The 1,079-nt window shown below is 70.1% G+C and carries 1 pseudogene; it reads left to right on the top strand.

What is annotated here, in order from left to right:
• Positions 1–1,079, top strand: a pseudogene (locus GPA_RS19355) (2-succinyl-5-enolpyruvyl-6-hydroxy-3-cyclohexene-1-carboxylic-acid synthase); the annotation flags it as partial.

Genomic DNA, 1,079 nt, shown 5'->3' with positions numbered 1-1,079 from the left:
CGGCGCTCGCGTTCGCACGCCAGGCTGCGCGCGAGGCGGTCATCGCGGCGGGCGAGGAGTGCTTCGGCGGGCCCGTGCACCTCAACTTCCCGTTCGACGAGCCGCTCAAGCCCGACTTCAGCGCGGAAGGGCTGTTCGAGTCGGCGCGGCGCCTGGATGTTTCACGTGAAACATCCGTTCCTGTTTCGCAGCAGCTTGCGCCGAGCGACGCCGGGCGTCTGGCCGCGCTGCTCGCGGACCGGCGCGCGCTCGTGTACGCGGGCGAGGGGACCTGCACAGGCGAGCTCGAAGCCGGCAAGGTGCTCAATTGGGCGCGAGCTTTCCGCCTGCCATTGCTCGCGGACCCGTTGTCCGGCCTGCGGTCTTCGGACGACCCCCTGGTCATCGACAACTACGACTCTGTGCTCGGCCCGGGCGGCGCGGCCCCCGACGGCCTTGCGCCCGAGGTGGTCGTGCGGTTCGGGCGCTATCCGGTGTCGAAGAAGGCGACGCAGCTGGTTGCCGCGGCACGTCCGGTGCAGATCGTGGTCGATCCGCTGGAGACGCGGGACTGCAACGCGGCCACCGACGTGTTCGTGCGCTGCAGGCCGTCAGAGCTGGCGGGGTCGCTCGGGTTCGCGTACGACGTGCAGACGATCGACTATGAGCCTGACGACGTGCAACGAGCCTTCGCGCGGGCGTGGATCGACGCGAACGATGCCGCGCGCGAGCGCATCGCGGCGGTGGAAGACGTGGAGGCCGGCTTCGAGGGCGCGTTCGTCCGGCGGGTCGTGGAGCTTGCGCCGGAGGGATCATGCCTGTTCGCGGCCAACTCCATGAGCGTGCGGGCGCTCGACACGTTTTACGTCAAAGGGGGGAAGCGCCTGACCGTGCTCTGCAACCGCGGCCTCAACGGCATCGACGGCACGGTGTCCACGGCCCTCGGCGCGGCGCAGCACTTCGCCCAGACCACGTTCGTCACGGGCGACCTCACGCTGCTGCACGACTTGAACGCGCTCGCTCTCCAGCGCGAGCTGCGCGTGCAGCGGGAGACGACGCCATGCGCCTTCGCCTCGTCCGATACGGCATCCCGTGAGGCG

The organism is Gordonibacter pamelaeae 7-10-1-b, assembly GCF_000210055.1.
GTDB classification, from domain to species: Bacteria; Actinomycetota; Coriobacteriia; order Coriobacteriales; family Eggerthellaceae; genus Gordonibacter; species Gordonibacter pamelaeae.
This window is presented reverse-complemented; position numbering and strand designations above follow the sequence as displayed.